Source organism: Cellvibrio sp. PSBB023 (assembly GCF_002007605.1).
Classification (GTDB): Bacteria; Pseudomonadota; Gammaproteobacteria; order Pseudomonadales; family Cellvibrionaceae; genus Cellvibrio.
Genome location: NZ_CP019799.1, coordinates 1,542,555 through 1,557,388, shown reverse-complemented (window position 1 = coordinate 1,557,388; position 14,834 = coordinate 1,542,555). Strand labels below are relative to the sequence as shown.

16 protein-coding genes are annotated in these 14,834 nt (G+C 51.3%); all 16 read left to right on the top strand.

Annotated elements, in window-relative coordinates:
• The first annotated feature begins 9 nt into the window (after positions 1-9).
• The 16 genes from B0D95_RS06960 (at position 10) to ispF (ending at position 14,821) form a co-directional block, all read left to right on the top strand.
• Positions 10-1,110 (top strand): flagellar basal body P-ring protein FlgI, encoded by a 1,101-nt coding sequence (locus B0D95_RS06960; RefSeq protein ID WP_078043220.1) that lies wholly within the window; start codon positions 10-12, stop codon positions 1,108-1,110.
• Between the two features lie 9 nt (positions 1,111-1,119).
• Positions 1,120-2,142 (top strand): transglycosylase SLT domain-containing protein, encoded by a 1,023-nt coding sequence (locus tag B0D95_RS06955; RefSeq protein WP_078043219.1) that lies wholly within the window; start codon positions 1,120-1,122, stop codon positions 2,140-2,142.
• Positions 2,143-2,162: 20 nt separating this feature from the next.
• Positions 2,163-3,530 carry a flagellar hook-associated protein FlgK gene (gene flgK, locus B0D95_RS06950; protein ID WP_078043218.1) on the top strand — a complete coding sequence of 456 codons (1,368 nt, stop codon included), beginning with the start codon at positions 2,163-2,165 and terminating at the stop codon, positions 3,528-3,530.
• 44 nt (positions 3,531-3,574) lie between these two features.
• Positions 3,575-4,489: a flagellar hook-associated protein FlgL gene (flgL, locus tag B0D95_RS06945; protein WP_078043217.1), complete on the top strand. Its 915-nt coding sequence runs from the start codon at positions 3,575-3,577 to the stop codon at positions 4,487-4,489.
• 17 nt (positions 4,490-4,506) lie between these two features.
• Positions 4,507-5,547 (top strand): hypothetical protein, encoded by a 1,041-nt coding sequence (locus B0D95_RS06940; protein ID WP_078043216.1) that lies wholly within the window; start codon positions 4,507-4,509, stop codon positions 5,545-5,547.
• A gap of 107 nt (positions 5,548-5,654) precedes the next feature.
• On the top strand, positions 5,655-5,987 hold the full coding sequence (locus tag B0D95_RS06935; RefSeq protein WP_078043215.1) for a tryptophan synthase subunit beta: 333 nt from the start codon (positions 5,655-5,657) through the stop codon (positions 5,985-5,987).
• Between the two features lie 87 nt (positions 5,988-6,074).
• Positions 6,075-6,575, top strand: a complete 501-nt coding sequence (locus tag B0D95_RS06930) for a CinA family protein (RefSeq protein WP_078043214.1) — start codon at positions 6,075-6,077, stop codon at positions 6,573-6,575.
• A 125-nt stretch (positions 6,576-6,700) separates the two neighbouring features.
• Positions 6,701-7,744 (top strand): recombinase RecA, encoded by a 1,044-nt coding sequence (gene recA / locus B0D95_RS06925; RefSeq protein ID WP_078043213.1) that lies wholly within the window; start codon positions 6,701-6,703, stop codon positions 7,742-7,744.
• A gap of 211 nt (positions 7,745-7,955) precedes the next feature.
• Positions 7,956-8,522: a DUF4136 domain-containing protein gene (locus B0D95_RS06920; protein WP_078043212.1), complete on the top strand. Its 567-nt coding sequence runs from the start codon at positions 7,956-7,958 to the stop codon at positions 8,520-8,522.
• A gap of 61 nt (positions 8,523-8,583) precedes the next feature.
• On the top strand, positions 8,584-9,057 hold the full coding sequence (locus tag B0D95_RS06915; RefSeq protein ID WP_078043211.1) for a regulatory protein RecX: 474 nt from the start codon (positions 8,584-8,586) through the stop codon (positions 9,055-9,057).
• A 252-nt stretch (positions 9,058-9,309) separates the two neighbouring features.
• Positions 9,310-10,929 carry a CTP synthase gene (locus tag B0D95_RS06910; RefSeq protein ID WP_078043210.1) on the top strand — a complete coding sequence of 540 codons (1,620 nt, stop codon included), beginning with the start codon at positions 9,310-9,312 and terminating at the stop codon, positions 10,927-10,929.
• A gap of 72 nt (positions 10,930-11,001) precedes the next feature.
• Positions 11,002-11,853 carry a 3-deoxy-8-phosphooctulonate synthase gene (gene kdsA / locus B0D95_RS06905; RefSeq protein ID WP_078043209.1) on the top strand — a complete coding sequence of 284 codons (852 nt, stop codon included), beginning with the start codon at positions 11,002-11,004 and terminating at the stop codon, positions 11,851-11,853.
• A 30-nt stretch (positions 11,854-11,883) separates the two neighbouring features.
• The gene (eno, locus tag B0D95_RS06900; protein ID WP_078043208.1) at positions 11,884-13,173 is read left to right on the top strand and encodes a phosphopyruvate hydratase; all 1,290 of its coding nucleotides are present in this window, start codon (positions 11,884-11,886) and stop codon (positions 13,171-13,173) included.
• Between the two features lie 92 nt (positions 13,174-13,265).
• Entirely contained in the window at positions 13,266-13,544 is a 279-nt protein-coding gene (locus tag B0D95_RS06895) for a septum formation initiator family protein (RefSeq protein ID WP_078043207.1), read from the top strand.
• 46 nt (positions 13,545-13,590) lie between these two features.
• Positions 13,591-14,301: a 2-C-methyl-D-erythritol 4-phosphate cytidylyltransferase gene (gene ispD / locus B0D95_RS06890; protein ID WP_078043206.1), complete on the top strand. Its 711-nt coding sequence runs from the start codon at positions 13,591-13,593 to the stop codon at positions 14,299-14,301.
• Between the two features lie 40 nt (positions 14,302-14,341).
• Positions 14,342-14,821 carry a 2-C-methyl-D-erythritol 2,4-cyclodiphosphate synthase gene (ispF, locus tag B0D95_RS06885; protein ID WP_078045658.1) on the top strand — a complete coding sequence of 160 codons (480 nt, stop codon included), beginning with the start codon at positions 14,342-14,344 and terminating at the stop codon, positions 14,819-14,821.
• Positions 14,822-14,834: the final 13 nt, after the last annotated feature.

Below are 14,834 nucleotides of genomic sequence, written 5' to 3'. Positions count from 1 at the left end.
ACCTTGCCCATGCGTTTTTTTTCCTGGTCGTTCCTGATTCTTGCTGCGCTACTGTGCATGCCCGTCAAGGCCGTGCCGCTGATGGATCTGGTCGATATTGAAGGCATCCGTCCCAACCAGTTGGTGGGTTATGGCCTGGTGGTAGGGCTGGATGGCACTGGCGATAAAAACCAGGTCAAGTTCACCAGCCAGTCAGTCGTCAATATGGTTAAGCAATTCGGCATCAACCTGCCGCCAAATATCGACCCAAAACTCAAGAACGCCGCGGCGGTAATGGTTACTGCCTCCATTCCGCCCTCCTATGGCCCCGGGCAAACGGTGGATGTCACTGTGTCCTCACTGGGCGACGCCAAAAGCCTGCGCGGCGGCCAATTACTCATGACGCCACTGGTGGGAGTGGATGGCGAAACCTACGCCTTGGCACAAGGTGCATTGGTGGTGGGCGGGTTAAACGCTCAAGGCAGTAGTGGCTCCAGTGTGGCGATTAACTCTGCCAACGCCGGCCGTGTGCCCAACGGCGCCACCGTGGAGCGGGCGATTCCAACGGACTTCGCCGAACGCAAAGAAATCACCCTTAATATCCGCGAGCCCAGTTTCCAAACCGCGACCAAAATCGTCGATGCGATTAACGCCAAATTCGGCGCTGGCATAGCCACGGCGCTCAACGGCACACGCATCGCCCTGCAAGCGCCAACTGCCGCTAACCAGCGCACCAGTTTTGTCGCCATGCTGGAAGGGCTTGAAGTACAAACCGGTCGCGCACGGCCCAAGGTGGTATTCAACAGCCGCACCGGCACAGTAGTAGTCAGCGAAGGGGTGCGTGTTAAGGCGGCAGCCGTCAGCCATGGCACCTTAACGGTCACCATCAACGAAACTGCACAAGTCAGCCAACCAGGCGCCTTTTCCCGTGGGCAAACCGCGGTGGTTCCCAACTCCGATGTGAATGTAAACCAGGAGGCCAATGCCATGTTCAAGTGGCCGGAAGGCGCGAGCCTGGACAGCATTATCAATACCGTTAACAGCCTGGGCGCCACGCCGGATGACGTGATGAGCATCCTGCAAGCGCTGGAACAGGCCGGTGCCTTGAACGCCGAACTGATAGTGATTTAAGGACCCGCCATGAGTATTGTCTCCCTCAATAACTCCACCAGCCCTTCGGCAAGCAGCAATGCTATCGCTGCTTCGCCCTCCGGGCTGGAAGCCGCTGCCGAGCAGTTTGAAGCCCTGTTCCTACAGCAAGTGCTCAAGCAAATGCGCAAAGCAGGCGATGTGCTGGCTGCCGATAACCCCATGCGTAGCCGCGAGCTGGATACCATGCGCGATTTCTATGACGGCATGCTCGCCGATACCCTCGCCAGTAAGCGTCAAACCGGTATTGCCGATTTACTGGTGCAGCAGCTCTCCGGCAACACCAATCAACAGAGCACCATTGAGGATGCCAGCGAAGCGGCGCGCGCGGCGGCCTTGCCCGAACGCACCAGCATGGATTCCCTGCGCAGCACCTGGCAGCGCGGGGTGGATAGTCTGGCCAATGTCTGGAACAAAGGTTCGGCTGGGTTTAGCGCCTTGGTGGACAGTGTGATCAAACAGGAATCCGCTGGGCAGGTGGATGCCGTATCGCCCAAGGGCGCGCTGGGCATCATGCAGTTAATGCCCGATACCGCCCGTCAAATGGCGCAGGAGTTGGGTGTGAATTTCAACCTCGGTCGCCTCACCCGCGATGCCGACTACAACAAGCAACTCGGCAGTGCCTTTTTGTCCAAGCTATTGGAGCGCTATGACGGTGAGCAGGCGTTGGCTGTTGCGGCCTATAACGCTGGCCCGGCGCGGGTGGATGAATGGCTTGAACGCCATGGCGACCCGCGTATCGGCGACATTAGCGTTTCGGCCTGGGTGCGGCAGATTCCCTTTAAGGAAACCCGCGAGTACACCAGCAAAGTTCTGGCGGAGTTGAGTCAGGTATCAAGCCTGAGTCCGGGGCAGGGCGCCAGCAGTGCGATGCCGCTAATTCCGGGGCAGGAACGATTTAAGTCCACGCCGATACCGGTCGCCTTAACAGAGAGCATCGCAAAAGAAAGCACTGAAAATGTAAGTGCTAATCCAACCTCCCTGCGCTGGGTCACTAAACCCATCCGGGAATAGCGGCAAACAAGGTTAATCCTATGAGCTTTCTCAACCAAATCGCCCTGAGTGGCGTGCGCGCCGCCCAAGTGGCCATAGCCACTACCGGGCAGAATGTCGCTAACGTCAATACCCCCGGCTTTAGCCGCTTAACCACCGTTACCGCCTCCCTGGCCGGAGCGGGTGGGCTCAATGTCGGTGGCGGGGTAGAGGTGAGCAGTATTCGCCGCATGGCCAGCGAGTTCCAGAACCAGCAGCTTTGGCGTGCCACTACCGAACAAAACTACTATGCCAGCCGCCAGGAGTACCTGACCTCGCTGGAGGGTTTAATGTCCGGTACGGGTTCCAGTATCAGCGTAGGCTTGGATCAATTCTTCGCTGCCTTGAGCGAGGCGAGCGCGACCCCCAATTCCATTGCCCTGCGCCAGCAAATCCTCGCTGAGGCGGGCAATATGAGCCAGCGATTCAACGGCTTGAGCAGCAATATTGAGGCGCAAGTACAGGCCCTGCGCGAGCAGCGCACCGCCATGGTGACTACCATCAATGGGCTGACCGACAACATCGCTAAGCTCAATAAAAAAATCATTGAAGCAGAATCGGTCAAGGGCGATACCACCGCGTTGCGCGATCATCGCGACAGCTTGGTGAAAGATCTCAGCCAATACGCGTCGCTGCGCATTAATGAAGTGCCCGATGGCTCTATCAGCGTGACCTTGTCCAACGGCCAGCCGCTGGTGGCTGGACCTTCCGCCGGGCAGTTGCAGGTGTCGCTTCTGGCGACGGGTGAGCAGCAGGTATCCCTGTCGTTTTTGGGCACCAATTTCCCACTCAAGCAGGATAATTTTGGCGGTTCCTTCGGCGGTTTATATGACGCCGAATACGGTGATTTGCTTCCCAACCAAGCCGCCCTGCACGACATGGCAGAGCAATTTGCGCAGAAGGTTAACGACATTTTGGTCACTGGTTTTGATTTGGCGGGCAACCCCGGCCAAGCGCTGCTCAGCTATGACCCCACCAGCGCCACCCAACTGCTCAAGGTCAATAACCTGACACCGGAGCAATTGGCATTTTCATCAGCCGCAGGCGAAACCGGTAACAACAAAGTGCTATTGGATTTACTCGCCATCAAGAGTCAGAGCATCACCCTGAATGGCAGCTCGGTAACCCTCAACGATGCCTACACCGGGCTACTGGGCACAGTCGCCAGCAACAGTCGGCAGAATCAAGCGGATTTGAAATCCACTACCACCGTGACCCAGCAGGCCCAGTCCCAGCGTGACAGCATCAGCGCGGTCAGCCTGGAGGAGGAAGCCGTCAACCTGATGACCTACCAGCAGGCCTACCAGGCCAATATGAAAGTCATCAGCACCGCCAACCAATTGTTTGATGACATGCTCGCCGCCTTCTAAGGCGTCGCAGGCATTCACTTTTTATCGGATTAAAGGGGCACAGCATGCGCATTACCAACGCACAAATCACCGCCACTATGCACAACTCAATGAACGGTAATTCGGCGCAGTTGGGCAAAATCATGCAGCAACTGGCGACCAATAAACGCCTGTTGCTGCCGTCGGATGACCCCATCGCTAGCATCAGGGTAATGCGTGTGCAGCGGGAAGAAGCGAGCCTTGCGCAATACCGCAAAAATATTGATAACGTTTCCGGCAGCCTGTCGACCCAAGAGGCAAACCTCACCTCCATTTCCGATGCCATGCTCAACGTGCGCGATCGCCTGTTATGGGCCGCCAATGGTTCCAATACCAGCGAAGACCTGGCCGCCATTGCCGGCGAGTTGGAAAACCTGGAGAAAACCCTGTTCAGTGCTACCAATGTGCGTGACGAGGAAGGGCGCTACCTGTTTTCCGGCACTCTCAGCGACACCCCGGCGGTGAACTACGACGCGGCGACAGAAACCTACACCGTCACAGGTAACGACAAATCTCGCGAAGCCGCCGTCGCCAATGGTGTATTGCTGGCCGAGAATGTCACAGCCTATTCAATCTTTGGCGCCGGCATGGATATGCTCAACGAGCTGCACAGTCTGGTTGCAACGCTCAAAGACCCGCTGCTCGATGCGTCCAATCCCGCCGTGCGCGCACAAATTGAAACCACCATCAACCAGTTGGATGGCACCCATAACAAATTACTGGCAACAGTGACCGAGCTGGGTGGTCGTCAAAATACCCTGACCCTGCTCAGCGACAGCAATGATGAAGTGTCTCTCGTAAACCAGAAGATAGAGGGTGAGCTGTCCAACCTGGACTATGCCGGTGCCACTATCGACTTGAATAACTATCAATTGGCTCTGCAGGCAACACAGAAAACCTATCTGAAAATTAATCAGTTATCCCTTTTTAGCTTGCTGTAACCAGGGGAACCGTGGCGATGAAAGTTGATAAGCAAATCCCCATCACCAGCGCATTGGAAACGCGCGCGCAGGCTCGACCGCAAGTCGCTACTGGCCGTGCATCGCGCCAGCCTGTGCAGGAACCGTCGGCGCGTGAAGCGCGGGAACCACGAGGCGGTGGCAGTCACAACGGGTTTAATTTTCAGCTTAATCAACAGCTCTCTTCCATGCAGGCGGCAGACCGCTATTTGGGCGATTTATCGGAGCAACTGTCAGCGCTTAAACTGAGTATCAGTCGCCAACTCAGCGCACCCCAGTCAGCAAATGAGCGCGAGACAATTACCCAGCAACTGACTCAGGCAAACAACTTGTTGGCCGAGCGCAGTAAGCGCACCGGCCAATCGCTGGATGCCAATTTCAAGCTGCGCCTCAACGAGCCATTGCGCAGCCGTTTTAGCATTCAAGGGTTGGAAACACTGGACACCATTCAGCGGGCCGGCAAGGAAACCCTGTTGTTTACCGCTGGCCGCGCCTTGGCAGAACCTGTTGCCCTGGTATTGGATGAGGGCATGAGCGAGGAGCAAATATTGCGTCGCCTGAACAGCAGTTTTGGCAATGCGGGTATTCGCGCCGAGCTGGATCAGGATGGCGCACTCACATTTTCCATGCCGGAAAACGATTGGCAGCTCTTCAAGGAGCAACTGAAAATCAAAGGGGAGGGCAAGCTGTTCCCCGCGCAGAGTCAAGGCATAGCCACCACCGCTGAAGAGGGATTTTTGGAGTTAAGTACCACACTTGCCCAGGAATCATTTCGCGAATTGCGCCAGCTACTGGATTCTGTAGTCAGCGCGCTGGATCGCATCAGCAGCTTGCGTCAACACATCAGTTTGCGTCAGGAAGATGTGCGCGAATTCCTGGCCCAGCAGGAAAGCCAGGACGAAAAACAATGGGCGTTGAATTTTGCCGGCGCCGTGTTTGATACCCAAGGGCGCAAAGCTTCGCGCTATTCCGTTGTTGCACAAACCGTCATCGCACAAGCACAGCTCACACGGTTTGCGGTTGTCAGTCTATTGTCATGACCGATTCCTTGCTCCCTCGCTCCACGGTCGCCAGAGGTATGCTTCGCTTGGGAAACCTTGTAACATCCTTGCGTCTATTGATAACGCAGCGATGGCGGGGGAAGGCTATGGTCTATGTACAGCGCGATGCACAGGGGAAACTGCTCAGGGTTGAACCCTTGCCCTTTGAGGGCATGAGTGAACCCATTGCTGTCGAAAGTGAAGAGCTGCAAAACTGGCTGAAAGTAAAAGAGGAAGTCAATGCGCGCCTTGAAAGCCTGCATTCATCGGATCTTGAACTGGTGCGCGTTCTGGAAGATGTAGTCAATGTGCTGGTGGATCGCGGCGTAATCCAATACACCGATCTGCCGGAACCGGCGCGTATCAAACTGGATCAACGCGCTGTAGCTCGCGCCGATATTGAAGGCCTGAACAGTCTGCTAAAAGATTCCGGCGAATAACGACTTTCCCCGCGTCCTACTCTAACCCCGCCCTGGTTGCGGGGTTTGTCATTTCTGGGCGCGATTATTTAATCTTAACGAGGTGCAATGGTGGATAGCTTGCTGCTTGATCTGGCGCAATCGCTCGGCAATACCTTAACCCGAAAGCAATGGCGCATCGCCACCGCAGAATCTTGTACCGGTGGCGGTGTGGCGGCGGCAATTACGGCTATTGCCGGCAGCTCCAACTGGTTTGAATATGGTGTGGTGAGCTATGCCAATATCGCTAAGCAAACACTGTTGGGCGTCAATCCCGATACGCTGGACCGCGAAGGTGCCGTCAGTGAAGCGGTAGTGAGCGAGATGGCGCGCGGCGCAATCGCCCTATCTGGTGCCAATATTGCCGTTGCCATCAGCGGTATTGCAGGCCCCGGTGGCGCCACCCTCGGCAAGCCGGTTGGCACTGTCTGGTTTGCATGGCTCACTGCCTCGGGTGATCTGAAAACAGACGTGCAATATATTGCAGGAGACCGCGCTGCTGTCCAGCGTGGCGCCGTTATTCATGCCCTGGAAGGCGCACTGGAACTCTGTCAAAAAAATACTGTATAAATTACTAGTACTGTTTGCGCATACAGGTTTTTCATGTATGCTATGTCCATAGTCGGTTAAATAACACGCTGACGACAAAAAGATTTTATAACCAGTATTTCACTATTGTTACGTTGAGGTGTCAGATGGATGCGAATAAAGAGAAGGCCCTGCAGGCTGCATTGAGCCAAATCGAACGTCAATTCGGTAAAGGTACCGTGATGCGCATGGGCGACAAAGAACAAGTCGCCATTCCTGCAATTTCAACCGGTTCCCTGGGGCTGGATGTCGCCTTGGGCATTGGCGGTTTGCCCAAAGGGCGAATCATTGAAATTTACGGTCCTGAATCCTCCGGTAAAACCACTCTTACACTGCAAGTCATTGCCGAAGCCCAACGCTTGGGCGGCACTTGTGCATTTATCGACGCCGAACATGCACTCGATCCTATTTACGCCTCAAAACTGGGTGTAAACGTTGAAGATCTCATCATTTCCCAGCCGGATACCGGCGAACAAGCATTGGAAGTCACCGATATGCTGGTGCGTTCAGGCGCAGTAGACGTGTTGGTTGTCGACTCAGTTGCTGCACTGACTCCGCGCGCAGAAATTGAGGGCGAAATGGGTGACCATCACGTTGGTTTACAAGCGCGTTTGATGTCGCAGGCGCTGCGTAAAATCACAGGCAATATTAAAAATGCCAACTGTTTGGTGATTTTTATTAACCAGATTCGTATGAAAATCGGCGTTATGTTTGGCAACCCTGAAACAACTACCGGTGGTAACGCTCTCAAGTTCTATGCCTCAGTACGCTTGGATATCCGCCGGATTGGTGCGGTTAAAGAAGGTGAGGAAGTAATCGGCTCCGAAACCCGCGTGAAGGTTGTTAAAAACAAAGTAGCGCCACCCTTCAAACAGGCAGAATTCCAAATCCTGTACGGCTCAGGTATCAACCGTATGGGCGAAGTTGTGGATTACGGCGTGAAGCTGGGCATGATCGATAAAGCCGGCGCCTGGTACAGCTATCAAGGCAACAAAATTGGTCAGGGTAAAAACAATGTTATGAAATACCTGCAAGAAAACCCGGCAGTTGCTCAAGAGCTTGAACAGCGCGTACGCACCGAGCTTCTTGCAACACCTGCGCTGTCATTGAGTGCCGGTGGCAACGAAGTAACAGACGATGTGGAAATGTAATTTGTAATAAAGTGTACCAAACCCCCATTGGCAGTAATGCCATGGGGGTTTTTGCTGTCATAGCAGCAGATATTGCAGGTGCTTGGCCGGGGCACTATGCTGCGAGCGGTGGAATATGTCGCTAAGGTGTTCTGTTTCCATTAAGCTGGATACTGATAAATTGGCGTTGTGAGTCCATACAGTGACACCTGATAAGAGCAAGAGGTAGGTTATGAAAATATTGCATTGGATTGTACTGGTAGGTGCTGTGGTGCTTGCCGGTTGTAGTTCCCAGCCCTATGTGGAGACTGATCATCAGGCCGGGTTTGATTTTGCGTCATTAAAAACATTTAGCGTTGCTGAGACCAAGCAGGACGCTAAGGAAAATATCCTGATTTCGCCATTTACCCTGAGTCATATCCATGCCGCACTGGAATCTGAATTGGGCAAGCGCTATCAACCAGGGGCAGCAGGCAGCAAACCGGACTTTATCGTCAGCTACCATGTGGTGGTGGAAGAAAAAATAGACCCTCGCAGCTATAACGATTTATACGGTTTTGGGTATTACGGTGTAGGTTATCGTTACCCACGCCCTTACTTTTTGGGCACCAATACCGGTTTGCGTGTATACAACCAGGGCAGTCTGATTATCGATATTGTCGATGCCAAAACAGACAAACCAATTTGGCGCGGTGTATCAGAAAAACGTTTGAGTCGCGGTATGGCGCCACAACAGCAGCGTGAAGTGTTGAGCAACGCTGTAGTGGATGTTCTGGCGCAGTTCCCACCTGTGAATTAATTGGTATCAGCTAGTCTAATGGCCGCTTTTTGCGGCCATTTTTATTAGGGCTTTTGTTGTTATGGAAGTGGAATCACCCAAACTATCGGATATACGTTTTGCCGCCATGAATTTTTTGGCAATGCGTGAACATTCCGCTAAAGAGTTGAAGGAAAAACTCGGACGTAAGTATTCGGCGTGGCCACAGCTGCTTGATGCTGTTATTCAGGCGTTGATTGAGCAAAACCTGCAATCCGATGAGCGTTTCGCCACCGCGTTTATCGCCATGCGCCAGCGGCAGGGTAAAGGCAGTCAACTGATTCGCCTTGAATTGCGCGAACGCGGCATCAACGCGGAACTTATTAATGCTTGTGTGGATGAGTCGGATACCCAGTGGCAGTCATTAGCTTGTGATGCCCGCCGCAAACGGTTTGGTAATGAAATGCCGCAGGATCAACGTGAGCGCGCACGGCAAATGCGCTTTTTGCAGGCCAGGGGCTTTGCCAGCCGCCACATCCAGCAAGCGTTTAACGCAATCGATACGGATTATTGTTAGTGCGAAAGCATTGAATAAACAGTAATCAGTTAATAACCAATGTCCGCTCTTTGTCTGCAATCAATGCCATCTCATTGTTTTTCATTAATCTGGCTTCGCACCTGACGCCCAGCTTTTCGTTGAGCCGAAAGGGGGTTTCTGTTACTCTGGCGCCCCGTCCTGAACGATAAATCCCCGAGCCTCGCAAAGAGTGCTGTTATTGGCATTTATCTCCATATCCGCTCCGCATTTTCACAGTTAATCAGGTTTTACATGACGCGCTATATATTCGTAACAGGTGGTGTTGTTTCTTCTTTGGGCAAAGGCATCGCCTCGGCTTCATTGGCAGCTATTCTCGAGGCTCGTGGCCTTAAAGTGACCATTATGAAGCTGGACCCCTACATCAACGTAGATCCCGGCACCATGAGCCCTTTCCAGCACGGAGAGGTATTTGTCACCGAAGATGGTGCCGAAACTGACTTGGACTTGGGGCATTACGAGCGTTTTATTCGTACCAAAATGACTCGTCGCAACAATTTCACCACTGGGCGTGTGTATGAAACCGTCTTGCGCAAAGAGCGCCGTGGCGATTATTTGGGCGGAACTGTACAGGTTATTCCCCACATTACTGATGAAATCAAGCGCCGTATCCTTGAAGGCGGCAGAGATGTAGATGTGGCTCTGGTTGAGATCGGTGGCACAGTAGGTGATATCGAATCGCAACCTTTCCTGGAAGCTGTGCGCCAACTCAAGGTTGAAATGGGAACGCGCGCACTGCTGATGCACCTTACTCTGGTTCCTTATATCGCCACGGCGGGTGAAACAAAAACCAAGCCAACCCAACACTCCGTAAAAGAACTGCGTTCTATTGGCTTGCAGCCGGATATTTTATTGTGTCGCTCAGAACGTTTGGTGGACGAAGACTCACGCCGCAAAATTGCACTCTTCACTAACGTTGCCGAACGTGCAGTTGTACCGCTTCCCGATGCCGACACCATCTACTCAATTCCGCGTTTGTTGCAAAGTTATGGACTCGATCAAATCGTTGTTGAGTTGCTTGGCCTGCAGTGCCCGGAAGCTGATCTGAGTGAGTGGGATAAGGTTGTTGAAGGTAAATTAAACCCGGTAAATTCCATCACCATTTCGATGGTTGGCAAATACATGGAATTGCTGGATGCTTACAAATCACTCATTGAAGCATTGACCCATGCGGGTATTCACACCCACACCAAGGTAAATATTAATTATATTGATGCAGAGCGAGTGGAAAACGAAGGCGTTGAAATTTTAAGCGATGCCGACGCCATTCTGGTTCCCGGTGGTTTTGGTGAGCGCGGTGTGGAAGGTAAATTGATGGCAGTGCAGTACGCCCGTGAAAACAAAGTGCCATATCTTGGTATTTGTTTGGGCATGCAGTCTGTAGTTATTGAATTTGCGCGCAACGTTTTAGGGTTGAAAGGTGCCAACTCCACAGAGTTTGATCGCAACGCGCCTCATCCAGTGATTGGTTTGATCACTGAATGGATCACTTCAGATGGCGAAGTGGAAAAACGGGATGAGTCATCGGATCTGGGCGGCACCATGCGCTTGGGCGCACAGGAGTGTCGTCTGGTTAGCGGCTCCAAAGCGCGCGATGTTTACGGTGCGGATGTCATTGTTGAACGCCATCGCCATCGCTATGAAGTAAACAACAATTATGTTGATCAGTTGCAAAAAGCCGGTTTAAAAATCGGTGGCTGGTCAGCCGACGACACCTTGGTAGAAATGGTTGAAATTCCTGATCACCCTTGGTTTGTCGCTTGTCAATTTCACCCGGAATTTACCTCTACGCCGCGTGACGGGCATCCGCTCTTTACGGCGTTTGTAACAGCGGCATTGACTAACAAGAAATAAGTTGTAAGGGCGCAATTTATTGCGCCTTTATTTTTACCTGCAAGAAATATCCTGCGTTAAAAAGGAATAGATGTGTCACAACAAATCGTAAAAATTGGCAATTTACAGGTTGGGAATTCACTCCCCTTTGTTTTGTTTGGCGGAATGAATGTGCTTGAATCTCGCGATATGGCCATGCAGGTTGCCGAGTCATATGTAGAGGCAACGGGCAAGTTGGGTATTCCCTATGTTTTTAAAGCCTCCTTTGACAAAGCTAACCGCTCCTCTATTCACTCGTACCGTGGTCCGGGCCTGGAAGAAGGTCTGAAAATATTTCAGGAAATTAAGCAAACCTTTAATGTTCCAGTGATCACCGACGTCCATGAAATTGATCAGTGCCAGCCAGTGGCAGATGTATGCGATGTTATCCAACTTCCAGCTTTCCTTGCGCGCCAGACTGATCTGGTTGTCGCTATGGCGAAAACCGGCGCAGTCATTAACATCAAAAAACCACAGTTTTTAAGTCCTGGTCAAATGAAAAATATCGTCGAAAAATTCGGCGAGTGCGGTAATGAACAAATTATTTTGTGCGACCGTGGCACTAACTTCGGCTATGACAATCTGGTGGTGGACATGCTCGGCTTTCGCACTATGCGCGAAGTGAGCGGCAACGCACCGGTGATTTTTGATGTGACCCATTCACTGCAGTGCCGTGACCCCATGGGGGCTGCTTCCAGCGGGCGTCGCCATCAAGTGGCTGAATTGGCTCGCGCGGGTATGGCGGTGGGATTGGCCGGCTTATTCCTGGAAGCGCACCCCGATCCAAATAATGCGAAATGCGATGGTCCAAGCGCACTGCCGCTGGATAAACTCATGCCATTTTTGCAGCAAATGAAAGCCATTGACGATCTGGTGAAAAACTTCCCACCACTCGACATTAACTAATTTTTTGGAAATCTACTCTGGAGAAGATGAATGACTAAAATTGTTGATATTAAAGCCTTTGAAATTTTGGATAGCCGTGGCAACCCCACTGTAATGGCAGAAGTGATTTTGGATGATGGTTCCATTGGTTCTGCAACCGCTCCATCTGGCGCCTCTACCGGTTCACGTGAAGCATTGGAATTGCGTGATGGCGACAAATCGCGTTACCTGGGCAAAGGTGTTTTGAAGGCAGTTAACAACATCAATACCACTATCAAAAGTCTGGTAGTGGGCATGGATTCATTGGATCAGCGCGCGATTGATAACGCCATGATCAAAGCCGATGGTACTGACTTTAAAACTGTATTAGGCGCTAACGCCATTTTGGCTGTGTCTCTGGCAAATGCCAAAGCAGCTGCTATCTCCAAAAAAGTTCCACTCTATGCACACATCGCTGACCTGAACGGTACCCCAGGCAAGTACTCTATGCCTGTGCCTATGATGAATATTATCAACGGCGGTGAGCACGCTGATAACAACGTAGACATTCAAGAGTTCATGATCCAGCCCGTTGGTGCAAAAACCTTTGCTGAAGCATTGCGTATGGGTGCGGAAATTTTCCACACCTTGAAAAAAATCCTGCACGATCAAGGTTTGAGCACCTCTGTGGGTGACGAAGGTGGTTTTGCACCAAACCTGCCATCCAACGAAGATGCCTTGAAAGTGATTTCTACTGCTGTTGAAAAAGCGGGTTACAAGTTGGGTGATAACGTTACCTTGGCCTTGGATTGTGCATCTACCGAGTTCTACAAAGACGGTAAGTATGATCTGGCTGGTGAAGGTCGTGTGTTCACTACCAATGAGTTCTCTGATTACCTCGCTGATCTGGCTGCTAAATACCCAATCATCTCTATTGAGGATGGTAAAGATGAAAGCGATTGGGCTGGTTGGGCTGATTTGACACAAAAAATTGGTCACAAAATTCAATTGGTGGGTGATGATCTGTTCGTTACCAACACCAAGATTTTGAAAGAAGGTATCGATAAGAAAATCGCTAACTCCATCCTGATCAAGTTCAACCAAATTGGTTCGCTATCAGAAACATTGGACGCGATCAAAATGGCGCAGGACGCTGGTTACACGGCGGTAATTTCTCATCGTTCTGGTGAAACAGAAGATACCACCATTGCTGACTTGGCTGTGGCGACTGCTGCTGGCCAAATCAAAACCGGTTCATTGTGCCGTTCAGACCGTGTATCCAAATACAACCGTCTGTTGCGCATTGAAGCAGAGTTGGGTGCTGCTGCTCCTTACAAAGGTCGCGCAGAATTCAAGTCGTAATCTGCGTGAAAAAACAAAGGCCGAATTTTCGGCCTTTGTTTTTAGTGTAATGATAAATAATTCAATACCTCTGGCAATGTTTGATTGAACTTATGAAGTGGCTGCTGTTAGTGCTGGTAATTTTGCTGAGCTATCTGCAATACAGATTGTGGATCGGCGACGGCAGTCTTGCGCATGCGCATCGGCTGGAAAATGAGATTAAACTGCAGCAAGCTGAAATTGATCGCATGCGCGAGCGTAATCGCATTCTTGATGTGGAAGTGGAAGAGCTAAAAACCGGCTTGGATACTATTGAAGAGCGTGCGCGCAACGATATTGGTCTGATCAAAAAAGACGAAACCTTTTTTATTATTCTGGATGACGAACAATAATCCTTGTTCATCACATAGCTAACATTTCCAACATAGATTCCATTCAATGACAGTGTCTAATCAACAAGCGCCTGCTTATTGGGTGGTGGTGCCTGCCGCAGGTGTCGGTGCGCGTATGGGCACTGACTGTCCCAAACAATATCTTCCCTTGTTACAAAAAACGGTTATAGAGCATACCCTCTCCCGATTGTTGGCTATTAAAGGCCTTGCCGGTGTTTATGTGGCCCTGGGTTCGCAGGATACTCATTGGAAACAATTACCGATAGCAGTGCATCCGGCCATTTATCCCGTTGAGGGTGCAGCGGAGCGCGCCGGTTCAGTATTGAATGCATTAATCGCGCTGTCTGATGTGGCGCAGGAAGATGATTGGGTATTGGTGCATGATGCCGCACGCCCGTGCATTACACAGCAGGATATTGAATCGCTGATTCGCTGCGTCGCAGATCATCCTGTTGGTGGTATCCTTGGTGTGCCGGTGAGCGATACCTTAAAAAATGTCAGCGATGGGAATATTCTGTCCACAATAGATCGTAGCGCCTTATGGCAGGCACAAACGCCGCAAATGTTCCGTGTGGGATTGTTGCGTGCTTGTTTGCAGCGCGCATTAGCGGAAAACAAAATCATTACTGATGAGGCGTCCGCACTCGAGGCATTTGGCTATAAGCCACTGATGGTGAAAGGCCGCAGCAGTAATATAAAAATTACCTATCCCGATGACTTGGCAATTGCCGGTTTTTTATTGCAACAACATACCTGATGTCAGGTAATTGTTTTTAACAGGAATAAAAAATATGTCTATGCGTATTGGCCATGGTTACGATGTTCACGCGTTTGGCGATGGCGATAAAATTGTTATTGGTGGTGTTGTTATTCCACATCAGCGCGGTTTGATTGCCCACTCGGATGGCGACGTACTGTTACACGCGTTATGTGATGCCTTGTTGGGTGCGGCGGCTCTGGGTGATATCGGTAAGCATTTTCCTGATAGCGATATGCAGTATCGCAATATTGATAGCCGTGCTTTGTTGCGCATGGTGTATGCAAAGCTCAATCAATTGGGCTGGAAGCTGGCTAATGCCGACATGACTATTGTTGCTCAAGCACCGCGCATGGCGACCTATATTCCCCGTATGGTTGAAACTATCGCCACGGATTTACAGGCAGATTTGTCGCAAATCAACGTTAAAGCGACCACTACCGAACGTTTGGGCTTTACCGGACGCGAAGAAGGTATTGCCTGCTATGCGGTTGTTCTTATCGAAAAGAATAATCACTAATCGAGCTATTTTG